Origin of the sequence: Streptomyces alanosinicus (assembly GCF_014650595.1) — a bacterium.
GTDB lineage: Bacteria > Actinomycetota > Actinomycetes > Streptomycetales > Streptomycetaceae > Streptomyces > Streptomyces alanosinicus.
The window spans coordinates 24,625-41,924 of record NZ_BMVG01000033.1; the positions used below are offsets into that span (position 1 = coordinate 24,625).

General features: G+C 68.5%; 16 protein-coding genes, 2 tRNA genes and 2 pseudogenes. 17 read left to right on the forward strand and 3 right to left on the reverse strand.

Annotated features, from left to right (window positions below; translation table 11 throughout):
* The first annotated feature begins 38 nt into the window (after window positions 1-38).
* The 7 genes and pseudogenes from IE277_RS36815 (at window position 39) to IE277_RS36845 (ending at window position 3,447) form a co-directional block, all read left to right on the forward strand.
* Window positions 39-111, forward strand: a tRNA-Met gene (locus IE277_RS36815).
* Between the two features lie 90 nt (window positions 112-201).
* On the forward strand, window positions 202-366 hold the full coding sequence (rpmG, locus tag IE277_RS36820) for a 50S ribosomal protein L33 (protein ID WP_003948671.1): 165 nt from the start codon (window positions 202-204) through the stop codon (window positions 364-366).
* Window positions 367-593: 227 nt separating this feature from the next.
* Window positions 594-1,046, forward strand: coding sequence for a MaoC family dehydratase N-terminal domain-containing protein (locus IE277_RS36825; RefSeq protein ID WP_189958107.1), 453 nt, complete (start codon window positions 594-596; stop codon window positions 1,044-1,046).
* Window positions 1,047-1,053: 7 nt separating this feature from the next.
* Window positions 1,054-1,482 carry a MaoC family dehydratase gene (locus IE277_RS36830; RefSeq protein ID WP_189958108.1) on the forward strand — a complete coding sequence of 143 codons (429 nt, stop codon included), beginning with the start codon at window positions 1,054-1,056 and terminating at the stop codon, window positions 1,480-1,482.
* A 6-nt stretch (window positions 1,483-1,488) separates the two neighbouring features.
* Window positions 1,489-1,765, forward strand: a pseudogene (locus tag IE277_RS36835) (MFS transporter); the annotation flags it as partial.
* Between the two features lie 28 nt (window positions 1,766-1,793).
* A pseudogene (locus IE277_RS36840) lies at window positions 1,794-2,185 on the forward strand (DUF3291 domain-containing protein).
* Window positions 2,186-2,391: 206 nt separating this feature from the next.
* Window positions 2,392-3,447 (forward strand): UDP-N-acetylmuramate dehydrogenase, encoded by a 1,056-nt coding sequence (locus tag IE277_RS36845; RefSeq protein ID WP_189958109.1) that lies wholly within the window; start codon window positions 2,392-2,394, stop codon window positions 3,445-3,447.
* Window positions 3,448-3,572: 125 nt separating this feature from the next.
* Here IE277_RS36845 and IE277_RS36850 read toward each other — a convergent pair whose 3' ends face one another.
* Window positions 3,573-4,205, reverse strand: coding sequence for an NAD(P)-dependent oxidoreductase (locus IE277_RS36850; protein WP_189958110.1), 633 nt, complete (start codon window positions 4,203-4,205; stop codon window positions 3,573-3,575).
* Between the two features lie 102 nt (window positions 4,206-4,307).
* On the opposite strand from IE277_RS36850, the gene IE277_RS36855 reads away from it, so the two are divergent.
* Window positions 4,308-4,919 carry a TetR/AcrR family transcriptional regulator gene (locus IE277_RS36855; RefSeq protein ID WP_189958111.1) on the forward strand — a complete coding sequence of 204 codons (612 nt, stop codon included), beginning with the start codon at window positions 4,308-4,310 and terminating at the stop codon, window positions 4,917-4,919.
* A 35-nt stretch (window positions 4,920-4,954) separates the two neighbouring features.
* Here the strand turns inward: IE277_RS36855 and IE277_RS36860 are convergent, their stop codons facing one another.
* Together IE277_RS36860 and IE277_RS36865 are read right to left on the reverse strand one after the other, a co-directional pair.
* Window positions 4,955-5,995, reverse strand: coding sequence for an adenosine deaminase (locus IE277_RS36860; protein ID WP_189958112.1), 1,041 nt, complete (start codon window positions 5,993-5,995; stop codon window positions 4,955-4,957).
* Window positions 5,996-6,121: 126 nt separating this feature from the next.
* Entirely contained in the window at window positions 6,122-7,348 is a 1,227-nt protein-coding gene (locus IE277_RS36865; RefSeq protein WP_189958113.1) for a pyridoxal phosphate-dependent aminotransferase, read from the reverse strand.
* Window positions 7,349-7,609: 261 nt separating this feature from the next.
* Between IE277_RS36865 and IE277_RS36870 the strand changes: the two genes are divergently transcribed.
* The 9 genes from IE277_RS36870 to rpoB all read left to right on the forward strand — a co-directional run bounded on the left by IE277_RS36870 (window position 7,610) and on the right by rpoB (window position 17,260).
* Window positions 7,610-7,682, forward strand: a tRNA-Trp gene (locus IE277_RS36870).
* Between the two features lie 107 nt (window positions 7,683-7,789).
* Window positions 7,790-8,077: a preprotein translocase subunit SecE gene (gene secE / locus IE277_RS36875; RefSeq protein WP_053661906.1), complete on the forward strand. Its 288-nt coding sequence runs from the start codon at window positions 7,790-7,792 to the stop codon at window positions 8,075-8,077.
* A gap of 80 nt (window positions 8,078-8,157) precedes the next feature.
* Window positions 8,158-9,054, forward strand: a complete 897-nt coding sequence (gene nusG, locus IE277_RS36880; RefSeq protein ID WP_189958114.1) for a transcription termination/antitermination protein NusG — start codon at window positions 8,158-8,160, stop codon at window positions 9,052-9,054.
* A gap of 198 nt (window positions 9,055-9,252) precedes the next feature.
* Window positions 9,253-9,687 (forward strand): 50S ribosomal protein L11, encoded by a 435-nt coding sequence (gene rplK / locus IE277_RS36885; protein ID WP_018543896.1) that lies wholly within the window; start codon window positions 9,253-9,255, stop codon window positions 9,685-9,687.
* Window positions 9,688-9,786: 99 nt separating this feature from the next.
* Window positions 9,787-10,512 carry a 50S ribosomal protein L1 gene (rplA, locus tag IE277_RS36890; RefSeq protein WP_189958115.1) on the forward strand — a complete coding sequence of 242 codons (726 nt, stop codon included), beginning with the start codon at window positions 9,787-9,789 and terminating at the stop codon, window positions 10,510-10,512.
* Window positions 10,513-10,736: 224 nt separating this feature from the next.
* Window positions 10,737-11,684, forward strand: a complete 948-nt coding sequence (locus IE277_RS36895) for an SCO4651 family lipoprotein (RefSeq protein WP_189958116.1) — start codon at window positions 10,737-10,739, stop codon at window positions 11,682-11,684.
* A 462-nt stretch (window positions 11,685-12,146) separates the two neighbouring features.
* The gene (rplJ, locus tag IE277_RS36900; RefSeq protein WP_189958117.1) at window positions 12,147-12,677 is read left to right on the forward strand and encodes a 50S ribosomal protein L10; all 531 of its coding nucleotides are present in this window, start codon (window positions 12,147-12,149) and stop codon (window positions 12,675-12,677) included.
* A gap of 116 nt (window positions 12,678-12,793) precedes the next feature.
* Window positions 12,794-13,177 (forward strand): 50S ribosomal protein L7/L12, encoded by a 384-nt coding sequence (rplL, locus tag IE277_RS36905; RefSeq protein ID WP_189958118.1) that lies wholly within the window; start codon window positions 12,794-12,796, stop codon window positions 13,175-13,177.
* 594 nt (window positions 13,178-13,771) lie between these two features.
* Window positions 13,772-17,260 (forward strand): DNA-directed RNA polymerase subunit beta, encoded by a 3,489-nt coding sequence (rpoB, locus tag IE277_RS36910; protein ID WP_189958119.1) that lies wholly within the window; start codon window positions 13,772-13,774, stop codon window positions 17,258-17,260.
* The last annotated feature ends 40 nt before the right edge of the window (window positions 17,261-17,300 follow it).

The window sequence follows — 17,300 nt, forward strand, 5'->3', positions numbered from 1 at the left end:
AGAGGTTCCCGTCGAAAGGCGGGGTCCGATCGCATCTCAGCGGTGTAGCTCAGTCGGTAGAGCAAGCGGCTCATAATCGCTGTGTCACCGGTTCAAGTCCGGTCACCGCTACTGACAGTAGCCGATTGCGGGGTCGGTCCTTCGATCGGCTACTCTTTCTTGCGTTAAATCAGTCAATCCGTTCGTCTTAGGAGCACTCACGTGGCTGCCACCGACGTCCGCCCAAAGATCACGCTGGCCTGCGTGGAGTGCAAGGAGCGGAACTACATCACCAAGAAGAACCGGCGTAACAACCCGGACCGTCTTGAGATGAAGAAGCACTGCCCGCGTTGCAACGCGCACACCGCGCACCGCGAAACGCGATAAACAGGCTCGCACACGAGGCCGTCCCCTTCCGAGGGGGCGGCCTCGCGTCGTTTCACCGGCTCACCCCGTTGATCGCTCAGAGGTTCGCCCCTTGACCGGTCCGGGACCCACTCGTTGATCGGTCAGCGCTCGCCCGCTGGGCGGCCGCCCGTCCCCCTGCGTAATTCCCGGTTGGGTTCGGGCTAATTTGGGGCCAATCAACAGCAGACATCAGGAGGTGCCGGGCCATGGCGCTCGACCAGTCCTTCGTTGGACGGACCTACCCCCCCACCGCTCCCTATGAGGTGGGCCGGGAGAAGATCCGCGAGTTCGCCGAGGCGGTGGGCGAGACCAACCCGGTGTACACGGACCCCGAGGCGGCGAAGGCATTCGGTCATCCCGATGTGATCGCCCCGCCGACCTTCGTGTTCTCCATCACCTTCAGGGCCGCGGGGCAGGTCGTCGAGGATCCCCAACTCGGCCTCGACTACAGCCGCGTGGTCCACGGCGACCAGAAGTTCGCCTACAGCCGCCCGGTGCGCGCCGGCGACCGGCTCACGGTCACCTCCGCCATCGACGGGATCAAGTCCCTCGCGGGCAACGACATCCTGGACATCCGCGGCGAGGTGCACGACGAGGCCGGCGAGCACGTCGTGACCGCCTGGACCAAGCTCGTGGCCCGCGCGGCCGAGGAGGCGTGAGCACCTGATGACGGCGAACATCGCGTACGACGACGTCGAGGTCGGCACCGAACTGCCGGCGCAGACCTTCCCCGTGACCCGCGCCACCCTCGTGCGGTACGCGGGCGCCTCCGGGGACTTCAACCCGATCCACTGGAACGAGAAGTTCGCCAAGGAGGTGGGCCTGCCGGACGTCATCGCGCACGGCATGTTCACCATGGCCGAGGCGATCCGCGTGGTCACCGACTGGACCGGGGACCCGGGCGCGGTCGTGGAGTACGGCGTCCGCTTCACCAAGCCCGTCGTCGTGCCGAACGACGACCGGGGCGCCCTGATCGAGGTCAGCGGCAAGGTCGCGGCCAAGCTGGACGACAACACCGTGCGCGTGGACCTGACGGCGACCAGCGACGGCCAGAAGGTGCTGGGCATGTCCCGGGCGGTCGTACGACTGGCCTGACGGCTCGCGCGACGGGCTGAGGCGGCTGCGCTCGGTATCGCGGTCATGTCGTCGATACTTCTCCGCGCAGGGCGGCTACGAGAGCGCACAGAGCTTCGTGGACGGCCTGCGGCCCGCGCTGGTCACCGGCTCGGCCGTGGTCGCCCTCGCCGCGGTCGCGGCGCTGGTGATTCCGGGCCGGCGGAGCGCCGCCGGGGTCGGCGCGGGGGAGGAGCAGGCCCTGGGCCAGGTTCTGGAGACCGGCACGTCGGAGGCCGCCTCCCTGGAGCCCTCCGTCCGCTGATCCGGAACCTCGCCGAAGGGAGCCCGTGATACCCACTCTTCCCTGGACCGTGCCGACCGCTCCGCGGCGGGACGCCGAGGTGCATGTCTTCGCCTCGCGCTTCGAGACCCGCGCGCTGTGGGGCGCTCTGTGCCTCCTCGCTTCCTCGCCCGTACCCCTGCGGTATGGCGCCAGATCGGCCACGCGCGCGGTGCCTACGGCCTCACGCTCAGCGCACAGCCTCTGCGGCGGACCTTCTGGACGCCGTCCGCCTGGGAGTCCGCCGGCGCGTTGAAGGCCTTCGCGCACTCCGGCGCCCACCGGCCGATCTCCCGCGCCCTGGCCGCCCAGATGCGCGACGTCTCTTTCGTCACCTGGCGGACCACCAGCGACCAGCTGCCGCTGGGCTGGGCGGAGGCCGAACACCGGCTCAAGAAGTAGTCGGCCGGACGGCAGTACCAGCATCGCCGCTCGCGCGCGTGGTCCCGCCGGCCGGCGTCGTCACGACGACCACGCGCCCGTGCAGGCACCATGCACACGCGCGCGTGCACGGCACGTGAATCCGGAGGGTGATCGAGCTACGGGCGGCGGGCGATGCGCCACGCGCGCGTGCGGTGCTGTCGGAGCCGTCTCGTAGTCTTGGGCCCGTGCAGGTACTCCACGACGCCCCCCTCGCCCCCCTGACCACCTTCCGGCTGGGCGGCCCCGCGACGCGACTGGTCACCGCGGCGACCGACGCCGAGGTGATCGCCGCCGTCCGTGAAGCCGACGACAGCGGGACGCCACTGCTGGTCATCGGCGGCGGATCGAACCTGGTCATCGGTGACAAGGGCTTCGACGGCACCGTCGTGCGCATCGCCACGCGCGGTGTCGAGCTGCGCGGCACGACACTGGAGCTGGCGGCCGGCGAGGTGTGGACGGACGCCGTCGCCCGCACGGTCGAGGCCGGGCTCGCCGGGATCGAGTGCCTGGCCGGCATCCCCGGATCCGCGGGCGCCACCCCGATCCAGAACGTGGGTGCCTACGGCCAGGAGATCTCCTCCACCCTGACCGAGGTCGTCGCCTACGACCGGCGCGCCGGTGAGACCGTCACGCTGACGAACGAGGAGTGCGCCTTCTCGTACCGTCACAGCCGCTTCAAGGCGGACCCCGAGCGCTATGTCGTGCTGCGCGTCCGTTTCGAACTGGAGGACGCGGGCGGGATGTCCGCGCCGATCAAGTACGGCGAGGCGGCCCGCGCGCTCGGCGTCGAGCCGGGCGAGCGGGTGCCGCTGGCCGACGCGCGCGAGGGCGTGCTGAAGCTGCGCGCGGGGAAAGGCATGGTTCTCGACCCCGAGGACCACGACACCTGGTCGGCCGGGTCCTTCTTCACCAACCCGATCCTGACCGACGAGCAGTTCGCCGCCTTCCACGCGCGCGTGCGCGAGCGGCTGGGGGACGGCGTCGAGCCGCCCGCCTACCCGGCGGGGGAGGGCCGTAGGAAGACCTCCGCGGCCTGGGTGATCGACAAGGCGGGCTTCACCAAGGGCTACGGCACCGGGCCCGCCCGCATCTCCACCAAGCACACCCTCGCCCTCACCAACCGGGGCGAGGCCACCACCGAGGATCTGCTGGCGCTGGCCCGTGAGGTCGTCGCCGGTGTCCACGAGGCCTTCGGGATCACGCTGGTCAACGAGCCGGTGACGGTGGGCGTCAGCCTGTAGGGCCGGTGGCCCGAGCCGCGGCCCCCAGCCGCGGCCCCAGCCCACCCGCGGCACAGAGGGCCCCCACCCGCGGCGCAAAGGGCCCAACACGCGGCGCAGAGGGTCCAACACGCGCCGTACAGGCCCTAGTACGCCACCCCCACGCCCTGCTTCACCGTCCCCTCGTCATCGATCATCGTCAGCATCGCGTGCGCGACGTCCGCGCGGGCGATGAAACGGCCCTTGCGCGGGAAGCCGCCGATGACGGTGCGGTAGCGGCCGGTGAGCGGTTTGTCCTGCAGACGCGGTGGCCGTACGGACGTCCAGTCCGTGCCGCTGGCTGCCAGCTCGGCCTCCAGCTCGCGCAGGTCGGTGTAGACGTCCTTCAGGGCGGCAGACACCACCGCGCGCACGCCACGGTCCAGGGGGCCGTCGTCCTCGGGGGCCGGACCGATGGGAGCGGCGCTGACCACGAGCAGCCGTCGTACATCCTCCGCTTCCATGGCGCGCAGGACCGTGCGGGTCAGCCGGGCGGCGACCCCGGCGTCCTTGCGGCTGCGCGCGCCCAGGCCGGAGAGGACCGCGTCCCGGCCCCGGACGGCGGCGCGCAACTCCGCGGGGTCGGTCAGGTCGGCGCGGAACACCTCCAGTGCGTCCCCCGTGACGGCGAGCCGGGCCGGATCGCGGACCACGGCGGTCACCCGGTGGCCGGCGCCGAGCGCCTGACGCACGATCTCCCGGCCGATACCGCCGGTGGCGCCGAAAACGGTGAGGTTCATGAGTGCTCCCATGGGAGGGACCAGTGGGTGAGCATTCACTCACCCGTGTGCCCTCTAGAGTGGGTAAGCACTCACCCACTCGTCAAGCCCGATTGGAAACCCATGGAGCCGAAGCCGACGCGTGTCCGCATCCTCGACGCCGCTCACGAGCTGATGCTCACGGTCGGACTCGCCCGCGCCACCACCAAGGAGATCGCCCGAGCGGCCGGCTGCTCCGAAGCGGCCCTCTACAAGTACTTCGACAGCAAGGAAGACCTGTTCGTCCGGGTGCTCGCCGAGCGCCTGCCACGCCTCACCCCGCTGCTGGGCAGCCTCGCCGCCGAACCGGGACAGGGCACCCTGGAAGGCAACCTCACCGAGATCGCCCGCGAGGCAGCCCGCTTCTACGAGCAGAGCTTCCCGATCGCCGCCTCCCTGTACGCCGAGACACAGCTGAAGCAGCGGCATTTCGAGGCCCTGCGCACGCTCGGCTCGGGCCCGCACCGGCCCATCCAGGACCTGGACGCCTATCTCCGCGCCGAACAGGCCATCGGCCGGGTCCGGGCCGGCGCCGACACCTTCGCGGCCGCCTCCCTGCTGCTGGGCGCCTGCGCGCAGCGCGCGTTCGCCTATGACGCGACCGACGCCGGGGAACGGCCGCCGGTCGACGACTTCGCCGCGCGGCTGGCGCGGACGCTGCTGGGCGGGATCTCCGCTGCGCCGGACTCCGCGTGAGCCTCGCACCGGGGCCCTGACAAGCCCTCCGTGCTTCAGACGGCCGGGCGCGCCAGCCAGTCGTCGATGCCGGCCAGCAGCCGGGCCTTGACGTTCTCCGGGGCGGCCGACGCACGCACCGACTGCCGGGCCAGTTCGGCGAGTTCGGCGTCCGAGAAGCCATGGGCGTGCCGGGCGATCTCGTACTGGGCCGCCAGTCGGGAGCCGAACAGCAGCGGGTCGTCGGCGCCCAGGGCCATCGGGACGCCGGCCTCGAAGAACGTGCGCAGCGGAACGTCCTCGGGCTTCTCGTAGACGCCGAGCGCCACGTTCGACGCCGGGCACACCTCGCAGGTCACCTGGCGGTCGGCCAGCCGCTTCAGCAGCCGCGGGTCCTCCGCCGCGCGTACCCCGTGCCCGATCCGCGAGGCGTGCAGATCGTCCAGGCAGTCACGCACCGAGGAGGGGCCGGTCAGCTCGCCGCCGTGCGGGGCCGACAGCAGACCGCCCTCGCGTGCGATGTGGAAGGCCCGGTCGAAGTCCCGCGCCATGCCCCGCCGCTCGTCGTTGGAGAGCCCGAAACCGACCACGCCCCGGTCCACGTACCGCACCGCGAGCCGGGCCAGCGTGCGGGCGTCCAGCGGGTGCTTCATCCGGTTGGCGGCGACCAGTACGCGCATCCCGAGTCCGGTCTCCCGGCAGGTCGTCTCCACCGCGTCCAGGATGATCTCCATCGCCGGGATCAGCCCGCCCAGCCGGGGCGCGTACGACGTCGGGTCCACCTGGATCTCCAGCCAGCCCGAACCGTCCTTCACGTCCTCCTCAGCGGCCTCCCGCACCAGGCGCCGGATGTCCTCCGGTTCGCGCAGGCAGGAGCGCGCCGCGTCGTACAGCCGCTGGAAACGGAACCAGCCCCGTTCGTCGGTGGCCCGCAGTCTGGGTGGTTCGCCGCTGGTCAGTGCTTCCGTCAGGGCCTCGGGCAGACGTACGCCGTACTTGTCGGCGAGCTCCAGGACGGTCCCCGGTCGCATCGAACCGGTGAAGTGCAGGTGCAGATGGGCTTTCGGCAGCTCAGAGAGGTCACGTACACGCTCCATCCCAGGATCCTGCCGTACGTCCCCGGACTCCGGGTAGCCGTTTCCCTGAACGTGGTCTTGCTCGCACGAACGAGCGAGGGGCACCTACCAACGTTGGTAGGTGCCCCTCGTCCAAAAATGGACCACTCAGTCCCTGGCCTCCGCCAGCAGCTTCTGGATGCGGCTCACGCCCTCGACGAGGTCCTCGTCGCCGAGCGCGTACGACAGCCGCAGATAGCCCGGCGTGCCGAAGGCCTCGCCCGGGACGACCGCGACCTCGGCCTCCTCCAGGATCAGCGCGGCCAGCTCGACCGTGTCCTGCGGGCGCCTGCCCCGGATCTCTTTGCCCAGCAGGCCCTTGACCGAGGGGTAGGCGTAGAAGGCGCCCTCGGGCTCCGGGCAGACCACGCCGGCGATCTCGTTGAGCATCGCCACGATCTTCTTGCGGCGCCGGTCGAAGGCCTCGCGCATCTTCGCGACGGCTTCGAGGTCACCGGAGACGGCGGCCAGGGCGGCCACCTGGGCCACGTTGGAGACGTTCGAGGTGGCGTGCGACTGCAGGTTGGTCGCGGCCTTGACGACGTCCTTCGGGCCGATGACCCAGCCCACGCGCCAGCCGGTCATGGCGTACGTCTTGGCCACGCCGTTGACCACGATGCACTTGTCGCGCAGCTCGGGTAGCAGCGCCGGCAGGGACACCGCGGAGGCGTCGCCGTACACCAGGTGTTCGTAGATCTCGTCGGTGAGCACCCACAGGCCGTGCTCCACGGCCCAGCGGCCGATCGCCTCGGTCTCGGCCTCGGAGTAGACCGCGCCGGTCGGGTTGGACGGGGAGACGAAGAGCACGACCTTCGTCTTCTCCGTGCGGGCCGCCTCCAGCTGCTCGACGGCGACCCGGTAGCCGGTGGTCTCGTCGGCCACGACCTCCACCGGGACACCGCCCGCGAGGCGGATCGACTCCGGGTACGTCGTCCAGTACGGCGCCGGGACGATGACCTCGTCGCCCGGGTCGAGGATCGCGGCGAACGCCTCGTAGATGGCCTGCTTGCCGCCGTTGGTGACGAGGATCTGCGAGACGTCGGGCTCCCAGCCGGAGTCACGCAGCGTCTTCGCGGCGATCGCGGCCTTCAGCTCGGGCAGGCCGCCGGCCGGGGTGTAGCGGTGGTACTTGGGGTTCTTGCAGGCCTCGACGGCCGCCTCGACGATGTAGTCCGGGGTCGGGAAGTCGGGCTCGCCGGCGCCGAAGCCGATCACCGGACGCCCGGCGGCCTTCAGGGCCTTGGCCTTGGCGTCCACGGCGAGGGTGGCGGACTCGGAGATCGCGCCGATTCGGGCGGAGACCCGGCGCTCGGTGGGAGGGATTGCAGCGCTCATGGAGTCCATCGTTCCAGACCGGAAACATCCCCGGCACGCGGGTTTCACGGACTGAACAGCCAGGGGTCGGGACGTGAACACGGATCCGAATCCGGGCCCCGGCCAGGACGATCTTTGGTCACGCGGCTCCGGACGGGCACTTTCTGTTCGACGCGGGGCTGCGGACCACGTACACTCTCACCTCGTTGGCCTTCAGCAGCCGCCGCCGAATCGGTGCACACCGCGCACCCGGTCGGATGCGGTACGTTGGGGGACACGCAAAGGGTCGTAGCTCAATTGGTAGAGCACCGGTCTCCAAAACCGGCGGTTGGGGGTTCAAGTCCCTCCGGCCCTGCTACACACACCGCCAGGATGTGTGCGCTTGTACGTACAGCAATGCACCGCCGTGCGGCTCAGGAACCGGGCGCGGCACGGCCATGACCCGGGATCAGGTGAGGACGAATGACGGACGCCGTGGGCTCCATCGACACGCCTGATGCCCAGGACGAGGTGTCGGAGTCCAAGAAGAAGGCCCGCAAGGGCGGCAAGCGCGCCAAGAAGGGCCCGCTGAAGCGCCTCGCCACCTTCTACCGCCAGATCGTCGCGGAGCTCCGCAAGGTTGTCTGGCCGACGCGCAACCAGCTGACGTCGTACACCACTGTGGTGATCTTCTTCGTCGCCATCATGATCGCGCTGGTGACCGTGATTGACTATGGGCTCAACCACGCGGCCAAGTACGTCTTCGGCTGAGCCAAGAGCGAAGGGCGCCGTGGCACCGGCGCCCGTTTTCGCATGTTCCACCCCTATGTATCCAGGAAGAAGCAGCCATCGTGTCTGACCCGAACCTGAACGACGACGCCATCGAGTCTCGCGGGACCGCTGCCGAGATGGTGGACGACGAGCTCGACATCGTCGAGGGCGCGGACGAGCAGGACGAGTTCGAGGCTGCCGAGGCCGAGGCGGGGGAGCCGGCCGAAGAGGCGGCCCTGCACGTCGAGGACGAAGACGTCCAGGACGACGAAGACGTCGAGGACGAAGGCGACGCCGAGGGCGAAGAGGCTGCCGATGAGGCCGCCGCCGACGCCGCCGAGGAAGAGCCGGCCGAGCCCGTCGACCCCATCGCGGCCCTGCGCGAGGAACTGCGCACGCTGCCCGGCGAGTGGTACGTCATCCACACCTACGCCGGTTACGAGAACCGCGTGAAGACCAACCTTGAGCAGCGCGCCGTCTCGCTGAACGTCGAGGACTACATCTTCCAGGCCGAGGTGCCGCAGGAAGAGGTCGTCCAGATCAAGAACGGCGACCGCAAGACGATCAAGCAGAACAAGCTGCCGGGTTACGTCCTGGTCCGCATGGACCTGACCAACGAGTCCTGGGGCGTCGTCCGCAACACCCCGGGCGTCACCGGCTTCGTGGGCAACGCGTACGACCCGTACCCGCTGACCCTGGACGAGATCGTCAAGATGCTCGCCCCGGAGGCCGAGGAGAAGGCCGCCCGCGAGGCCGCCGAGGCCGAGGGCAAGCCCGCCCCGCAGCGCAAGGTCGAGGTCCAGGTGCTGGACTTCGAGGTCGGCGACTCGGTCACCGTCACCGACGGCCCGTTCGCCACGCTGCAGGCGACCATCAACGAGATCAACCCCGACTCCAAGAAGGTCAAGGGTCTGGTGGAGATCTTCGGCCGCGAGACGCCGGTCGAGCTGTCCTTCGACCAGATCCAGAAGAACTGATCCAGAAGGACTGATCCAGAAGAGCTAGTCCTTTTTTGGACTTCGTGCTTCCGTGCAGGTCAGGCAGGCCGTTCTGGTCCGCCTGACCTGCACGGTTTTTAGCCGCGCATCTATACCCGCTATCGTTGTGCGGTATGCCTGCGCCAGGATCGCGATCCTTGCGCAGGCATGGACCCGAATGAAAGGACCCGGAGAGCTATGCCTCCCAAGAAGAAGAAGGTCACGGGGCTCATCAAGCTCCAGATCAACGCCGGTGCGGCGAACCCGGCCCCGCCGGTCGGCCCCGCGCTCGGTCAGCACGGCGTCAACATCATGGAGTTCTGCAAGGCGTACAACGCCGCGACCGAGTCGCAGCGTGGCTGGGTGATCCCGGTGGAGATCACGGTCTACGAGGACCGCTCCTTCACCTTCGTCACCAAGACGCCGCCGGCCGCGAAGATGATCCTCAAGGCCGCTGGTGTCGAGAAGGGCTCCGGCGAGCCGCACAAGACCAAGGTCGCCAAGATCACCGAGGCGCAGGTCCGCGAGATCGCCACGACCAAGATGCCCGACCTGAACGCGAACGACCTGGACGCCGCGTCGAAGATCATCGCCGGCACCGCCCGCTCCATGGGCATCACGGTCGAGGGCTGAGCCCACCCCTGGCAGTCATGCGGCCGTAACCGGTCGCACGTGGCAGGGCCTGCTCGGCCCAGAGACCACGACTCCTTTCAGAACACACAGGAGCAAGTTGTGAGCAAGCGCAGCAAGGCTCTCCGCGCTGCGGACGCCAAGATCGACCGGGAGAAGCTCTACGCCCCGCTCGAGGCCGTCCGTCTCGCCAAGGAGACCTCCACGACCAAGTTCGACGGCACCGTCGAGGTCGCCTTCCGTCTGGGTGTCGACCCGCGCAAGGCCGACCAGATGGTCCGTGGCACCGTGAACCTTCCGCACGGCACCGGTAAGACCGCCCGGGTCCTGGTCTTCGCGACCGGTGACCGTGCCGAGGCCGCGCGTGCCGCGGGCGCCGACATCGTCGGCGCCGACGAACTGATCGACGAGGTGGCGAAGGGCCGTCTGGACTTCGACGCCGTCGTCGCCACCCCGGACCTCATGGGCAAGGTCGGCCGCCTCGGCCGCGTCCTCGGCCCGCGTGGTCTGATGCCGAACCCGAAGACCGGCACCGTGACCCCGGACACCGCCAAGGCTGTGACCGAGATCAAGGGCGGCAAGATCGAGTTCCGCGTCGACAAGCACTCGAACCTGCACTTCATCATCGGCAAGGCGTCCTTCGAGGACGAGAAGCTGGTGGAGAACTACGGCGCCGCGCTGGAGGAGATCCTCCGTCTGAAGCCGTCCGCCGCCAAGGGTCGCTACATCAAGAAGGCCGCCATCACCACCACGATGGGCCCCGGCGTTCCGGTCGACCCGAACCGCACCCGCAACCTCCTCGTCGAGGAGGACCCGGCCGCCGTCTGAGCCTTCAGCTCCCCGGTAGCCGCGTCAGGTACGCGTAAGTAGAGGGCGGGCCCTGCAACCTTCCAGGTGCGGGGCCCGTCCTTTCTTTGTACGAGCTGTATCAGCGGGTCTTCGCACGAGCTGTATGAGCGAGCGGTACGAGCCCGCTCTGGGCAGGCTTTCGCAGGACTGTCAGTGGCCTGGGCTACGGTGCAGGCACACGACTTGCATGGGGGTAGGACAAGATGAAGAGCACGACGGCGCGTCGGGTGACCCTCTCCGTGGCGGTGGTCGCCGCACTGACCGGGGTGGCCGCCTGCGGCTCCTCGGACTCCGGGAAGGGCGGCAAGGCGGCCGGCGACGGCGCGATCAACGTCAGCCCCATCGCCGCGCTGCGCTCCGCCGAGCAGTCCACCGACAAGGCGGACTCGGCCAAGGTGCGCTCCACCACGTCCATCGGCGAGCTGATGACGATGACGGGGAACGGCGCCCTCACCTGGGGCGACGGCCTCAAGGGCAACCTCACCATCACCTACACCGGCGGCAAGATGGCCGACATGATGCGCCAGGCCGGCACCTCGTCGATGGAGGCCCGCTATCTGCCGGACGCCTACTACGCGCACATGAGCGACGCCTACGCCCAGCACACGGGCGGCAAGCACTGGATCAGGTACTCGTACGACGAGCTGGCCAAGCTCGGCGGCGCCTCCGGTTCGTATCTGAAGGACCAGCTGCAGAACTCCACGCCGAACCAGTCCGTGAAGATGCTGCTGGCCTCCGGCGATGTGAAGAAGGTCGGCGAGGAGACCGTCTCCGGCGCCCACACCACGCACTACGCGGGCACGGTGAACGTCGCCGACCTCGCGAGCAAGAACAGCAACCTCAGCTCGGACCAGCTGAACGCCCTGAAGAAGCAGCTCGGCCAGGCGGGCGTCACCACCGACACCATCGACCTCTGGATCAACGACCAGAACCTGCTGGTGAAGAAGTCCGAGAAGGCCGACACGGCGAACGGCAAGATGACCAGCACGGCCTACTACAGCGACTACGGCGTGAAGGTCACCGCCGTGGCGCCCCCGGCCGGCGACACGGTCGACTTCGAGAAGATGCTGAAGTCCGGCGGCGTCATGGGCAGCGGCACCGGCTCCGGTACCGGCTCCACCGTCGCGGGCGGCACCGGCACCACCTCCTGAGCCCGCAGCACGCCTGCCGGACCTCCTGGGCCCGCCCGCACGCCCCTGCCGGACCTCCTGGGCCCGCCCGCACGCCCCTGCCGGACCCTCTGAGCCCGCCCGCACGCCCCTGCCGGCTCTCCGGGCCTCCCGGGGCCCCAGCGGCCCCAGCCCACGTCACGGCCCCGCCGGGGCGCCGTAGAGCCCGATTTGCTCGATGGTGCCCCGGTCCCGTACTCTCTTGCAGAAGCCAAAGACCGCTGGTCGTTGCCGCGCGCTCTGAACGAGTGTGTGGTGGCCGAAGGATCCGCTGAAAAGTGGGCGACCCGCGCAGGTGACTGTGGAAGAACTCCCGGAGTGCGCGCCCAGCGCGTGTACGGCCGGTCGAGTCCGCCCCGTGCGCCTGCGCCGGGGCGTTTCGTTTTGCCCAGTCCTCCTTCGGGTCCGCGCGGTCCGAATCACCCGGAAGGAGGCCGAGGCTCTATGGCGAGGCCCGACAAGGCTGCCGCGGTTGCGGAGCTGACGGACAAGTTCCGCAGCTCCAACGCCGCCGTGCTGACCGAGTACCGCGGTCTCACCGTGGCGCAGCTCAAGACGCTGCGCCGGTCGCTCGGTGAGAACGCCCAGTACGCCGTGGTGAAGAACACGCTGACCAAGATTGCGGCCAACGAGGCCGGGATCACGCTGGACGACCAGCTCTTCGCTGGTCCGACGGCCGTCGCCTTCGTCACCGGTGACCCGGTGGAGTCGGCGAAGGGTCTGCGTGACTTCGCCAAGGAGAACCCGAATCTCGTCATCAAGGGCGGTGTCCTTGACGGCAAGGCGCTGACCGCCGACGAGATCAAGAAGCTTGCGGACCTCGAGTCCCGCGAGGTTCTGCTCAGCAAGCTGGCCGGTGCCTTCAAGGGCAAGCAGTCCCAGGCTGCTCAGCTCTTCCAGGCGCTGCCGTCGAAGCTCGTCCGCACCGTGGACGCGCTGCGCGCCAAGCAGGCCGAGCAGGGCGGTGCCGAGTAATTCGGCTCGCTTTCTGATCCTGGCCGCCTGACGCGGCGAGGGTCGCAGCGGGCCGACGTACGCCCGCCTTACCCAGTACATCCGGCACCTGCCGATTGAGTGGAAGGACCGCCATCATGGCGAAGCTCACCCAGGACGAGCTGCTTGCCCAGTTCGAGGAGATGACCCTCATCGAGCTCTCCGAGTTCGTGAAGGCCTTCGAGGAGAAGTTCGACGTCACCGCCGCCGCCGCGGTCGCCGTTGCCGGCCCCGCCGGCCCGGCCGCCGTTGCCGAGGCCGAGGAGGAGAAGGACGAGTTCGACGTCATCCTCACCGGTGCCGGCGACAAGAAGATCCAGGTCATCAAGGTCGTGCGTGAGCTGACCTCCCTGGGTCTGAAGGAGGCCAAGGACCTCGTGGACGGCGCCCCGAAGCCCGTTCTCGAGAAGGTCGCCAAGGACGCCGCCGAGAAGGCCGCCGAGTCCCTCAAGGGCGCCGGCGCCTCCGTCGAGGTCAAGTAAGACCTCTCGGGTCCTCAGGGACTCGAACGCGCGCCGACCACAGTCTTGTGGCGCCGTAAAAGGTGCCCCGTAGGGCTGTAACGCGAACGCACCGAAGAGCGATCATCCATCCGGGTGGTCGCTCTTCGGCGTCTCCGGCGGGCCCGACCACGGTTACCTTGCACTCGCCTTGGCGAGGGGTATGGTGATCTTCGTCGTGTCTCCGCCACGGTCCGCCTCGGGCTGGGGGGCCTTGACGAACCGCACGCAGCGCGCAATTCTCAGGACGCGTCGTCACAAGGATCCGAATCCGAGGCATGGATCGACGACGAAGAGGGCAGTATGAACGTGCGTTGAGGGCAGGCATGCCGAGGGCGTTGACAAGAGCGGTGAGCACAGCGAGGGTCTCGAAAAACCCGCACTGGACATCAGTGTGCCAAGTGGCTACACTGACCCTTTGCGCTGCCTGTTAGCTGTCCCCTGCCCGTCACCAGGGGTCTGCCCTCACTCGAGCACGGATGACAAAAGCCCCCTTGACCTAGGGTTTCTGTCGCTGTGTACGGGAGAGGGGCCGGCACGCGCGTAGTGAGTCCGAGCCCTCGGAAGGACCCCCTCTTGGCCGCCTCGCGCAATGCCTCGACCGCGAATATGAACAACGGCGCCAGCACCGCCCCGCTGCGCATCTCCTTTGCAAAGATCAAGGAGCCTCTCGAGGTTCCGAACCTGCTCGCGCTGCAGACCGAGAGCTTTGACTGGCTGCTCGGCAACACCGCCTGGCAGAGTCGGGTCGAGGAGGCTCTGGAGAACGGTCAGGACGTCCCCACCAAGTCCGGTCTGGAGGAGATCTTCGAGGAGATCTCCCCGATCGAGGACTTCTCCGGGTCGATGTCCCTGACGTTCCGGGACCACCGCTTCGAGCCGCCGAAGAACTCCATCGACGAGTGCAAGGAGCGCGACTTCACGTACGCCGCCCCGCTCTTCGTCACCGCCGAGTTCACCAACAACGAGACCGGTGAGATCAAGTCCCAGACCGTCTTCATGGGCGACTTCCCGCTCATGACGAACAAGGGCACCTTCGTCATCAACGGCACCGAGCGTGTCGTGGTGTCGCAGCTGGTCCGTTCCCCCGGTGTCTACTTCGACTCCTCCATCGACAAGACGTCCGACAAGGACATTTTCTCCGCCAAGATCATCCCGTCCCGGGGTGCCTGGCTGGAGATGGAGATCGACAAGCGCGACATGGTCGGTGTGCGTATCGACCGCAAGCGCAAGCAGTCGGTCACCGTGCTGCTGAAGGCCCTCGGCTGGACGACCGAGCAGATCCTCGAGGAGTTCGGCGAGTACGAGTCCATGCGCGCCACCCTGGAGAAGGACCACACCCAGGGCCAGGACGACGCGCTGCTCGACATCTACCGCAAGCTGCGTCCGGGCGAGCCCCCCACGCGTGAGGCCGCGCAGACGCTGCTGGAGAACCTCTACTTCAACCCGAAGCGCTACGACCTCGCCAAGGTCGGCCGCTACAAGGTGAACAAGAAGCTCGGCGCGGACGAGCCGCTGGACGCCGGCGTGCTCACCACCGACGACGTCATCGCCACCATCAAGTACCTGGTGAAGCTGCACGCCGGTGAGACCGAGACGGTCGCCGAGTCCGGTCGCACGATCATGGTCGAGACCGACGACATCGACCACTTCGGCAACCGCCGTATCCGCAACGTCGGCGAGCTGATCCAGAACCAGGTGCGTACGGGTCTCGCCCGTATGGAGCGCGTCGTCCGCGAGCGCATGACCACCCAGGACGTCGAGGCGATCACGCCGCAGACGCTGATCAACATCCGGCCGGTCGTCGCCTCCATCAAGGAGTTCTTCGGCACCAGCCAGCTGTCCCAGTTCATGGACCAGAACAACCCGCTGTCGGGGCTGACGCACAAGCGTCGTCTGAACGCCCTCGGCCCGGGTGGTCTCTCCCGTGAGCGGGCCGGCTTCGAGGTCCGTGACGTGCACCCCTCGCACTACGGCCGCATGTGCCCGATCGAGACGCCGGAAGGCCCGAACATCGGTCTGATCGGCTCGCTCGCCTCCTACGGCCGGATCAACCCCTTCGGCTTCATCGAGACGCCGTACCGCAAGGTCGACGAGCACGGTGTGGTCACCGACGAGGTGGACTACCTGACCGCCGACGAAGAGGACCGCTTCGTCATCGCGCAGGCCAACGCGCCGCTGACCGACGAGCTGCGCTTCGCCGAGGCCCGTGTGCTGGTCCGCCGCCGTGGCGGCGAGGTCGACTACGTCGCCCCCGAAGACGTGGACTACATGGACGTCTCGCCGCGCCAGATGGTGTCGGTCGCGACCGCCATGATCCCCTTCCTCGAGCACGACGACGCCAACCGTGCCCTCATGGGCGCGAACATGATGCGCCAGGCCGTGCCGCTGATTAAGTCGGAGGCGCCGCTCGTCGGCACCGGCATGGAGTACCGCTCCGCGGTCGACGCCGGCGACGTGGTCAAGGCCGAGAAGGACGGTGTGGTCCAGGAGGTCTCCGCGGACTACATCACCACCGCCAACGACGACGGCACGTACATCACGTACCGCCTGCACAAGTTCTCCCGGTCCAACCAGGGCACCTCGGTCAACCAGAAGGTCGTCGTCAACGAGGGCGACCGCATCATCGAGGGCCAGGTCCTCGCCGACGGTCCGGCCACCGAGAACGGCGAGATGGCCCTCGGCAAGAACCTGCTCGTGGCGTTCATGCCGTGGGAGGGTCACAACTACGAGGACGCGATCATCCTGTCGCAGCGCCTCGTGCAGGACGACGTCCTCTCCTCGATCCACATCGAGGAGCACGAGGTCGACGCCCGTGACACCAAGCTCGGCCCCGAGGAGATCACCCGGGACATCCCGAACGTCTCCGAGGAGGTCCTCGCGGACCTCGACGAGCGCGGCATCATCCGCATCGGTGCCGAGGTCATCGCCGGCGACATCCTCGTCGGCAAGGTGACCCCCAAGGGTGAGACCGAGCTGACCCCCGAGGAGCGCCTGCTGCGCGCGATCTTCGGTGAGAAGGCCCGTGAGGTCCGTGACACCTCGCTGAAGGTGCCGCACGGCGAGACCGGCAAGGTCATCGGCGTGCGCGTCTTCGACCGCGAGGAGGGCGACGAGCTGCCGCCGGGCGTGAACCAGCTGGTCCGCGTCTACGTCGCGCAGAAGCGCAAGATCACCGACGGTGACAAGCTCGCCGGCCGGCACGGCAACAAGGGTGTCATCTCCAAGATCCTGCCGATCGAGGACATGCCGTTCCTGGAGGACGGCACCGCGGTCGACATCATCCTCAACCCGCTGGGTGTGCCGTCCCGAATGAACCCGGGACAGGTCCTGGAGATCCACCTCGGCTGGCTCGCCAGCCGCGGCTGGGACGTCTCCGGCCTCGCGGACGAGTGGGCCCAGCGCCTCCAGGCCATCGGCGCCGACCAGGTCGCCCCGCGCACCAACGTCGCGACCCCGGTCTTCGACGGTGCCCGCGAGGACGAGCTGGCGGGTCTGCTGCAGCACACCATCCCGAACCGCGACGGCGAGCGCATGGTGCTCCCGTCCGGCAAGGCGCGGCTGTTCGACGGCCGTAGCGGTGAGCCGTTCCCGGACCCGATCTCGGTCGGCTACATGTACATCCTGAAGCTGCACCACCTGGTCGACGACAAGCTGCACGCCCGGTCGACCGGTCCGTACTCGATGATCACCCAGCAGCCGCTGGGTGGTAAGGCGCAGTTCGGTGGCCAGCGCTTCGGTGAGATGGAGGTGTGGGCCCTCGAGGCCTACGGCGCCGCGTACGCGCTCCAGGAGCTGCTGACCATCAAGTCCGACGACGTCACCGGCCGCGTGAAGGTCTACGAGGCCATCGTCAAGGGCGAGAACATCCCCGAGCCCGGCATCCCCGAGTCCTTCAAGGTGCTCATCAAGGAGATGCAGTCGCTCTGCCTGAACGTGGAGGTGCTGTCCAGCGACGGTATGTCCATCGAGATGCGTGACACCGACGAGGATGTCTTCCGCGCTGCGGAGGAGCTCGGCATCGACCTGTCCCGGCGTGAGCCGAGCAGCGTCGAAGAGGTCTGACGGGAGTCGGGCGGGCCTCCTGACCAGGAGGCCCGCCGAC

Bases quoted from the DNA above. Each gene is read 5' to 3' on its own strand.
- IE277_RS36825 (WP_189958107.1), top strand. From the start codon at position 594: ATGGCGCTCGACCAGTCCTTCGTTGGACGGACCTACCCCCCCACCGCT.
- IE277_RS36830 (WP_189958108.1), top strand. From the start codon at position 1,054: ATGACGGCGAACATCGCGTACGACGACGTCGAGGTCGGCACCGAACTG.
- IE277_RS36850 (WP_189958110.1), bottom strand. From the start codon at position 4,205: ATGAACCTCACCGTTTTCGGCGCCACCGGCGGTATCGGCCGGGAGATC.
- IE277_RS36855 (WP_189958111.1), top strand. From the start codon at position 4,308: ATGGAGCCGAAGCCGACGCGTGTCCGCATCCTCGACGCCGCTCACGAG.
- IE277_RS36860 (WP_189958112.1), bottom strand. From the start codon at position 5,995: ATGGAGCGTGTACGTGACCTCTCTGAGCTGCCGAAAGCCCATCTGCAC.
- IE277_RS36865 (WP_189958113.1), bottom strand. From the start codon at position 7,348: ATGAGCGCTGCAATCCCTCCCACCGAGCGCCGGGTCTCCGCCCGAATC.
- secE (WP_053661906.1), top strand. From the start codon at position 7,790: ATGACGGACGCCGTGGGCTCCATCGACACGCCTGATGCCCAGGACGAG.
- rplK (WP_018543896.1), top strand. From the start codon at position 9,253: ATGCCTCCCAAGAAGAAGAAGGTCACGGGGCTCATCAAGCTCCAGATC.
- IE277_RS36895 (WP_189958116.1), top strand. From the start codon at position 10,737: ATGAAGAGCACGACGGCGCGTCGGGTGACCCTCTCCGTGGCGGTGGTC.
- rplJ (WP_189958117.1), top strand. From the start codon at position 12,147: ATGGCGAGGCCCGACAAGGCTGCCGCGGTTGCGGAGCTGACGGACAAG.
- rplL (WP_189958118.1), top strand. From the start codon at position 12,794: ATGGCGAAGCTCACCCAGGACGAGCTGCTTGCCCAGTTCGAGGAGATG.